The following is a 234-nucleotide window of genomic DNA, read 5'->3' on the forward strand; positions in this document are numbered from 1 at the left end:
AACTTGGCGTAAAACTCTGGAATACGATGCCAATCAAATCATTGTAAAGTCAGAGTTTGGTAGAAGTACATGGGAAGATAAATACCGTTATATCTACCGTTATATCTACGATGATGATGGGCTTCTGCAAACATACCAGAAGAAGAGTCCTGATTCTTCCACGGGCGAGTGGGAAACAGATTCTACTAACTTCTACTATTATGAGGGGACAAAGCTGGTAAGAGTTGAAACTGA

Annotated in this window: 1 protein-coding gene; it reads left to right on the forward strand. The window is 40.2% G+C overall.

Annotated elements, in window-relative coordinates; all coding sequences use genetic code 11:
• A partial coding sequence (locus tag S1OALGB6SA_RS10125; protein WP_195910287.1) for a hypothetical protein occupies positions 1-234 on the forward strand: 234 nt, incomplete at both ends.

The organism is Olavius algarvensis spirochete endosymbiont (genome assembly GCA_900608495.1).
Classification (GTDB): domain Bacteria; phylum Spirochaetota; class Spirochaetia; order DSM-2461; family DSM-2461; genus UBA2779.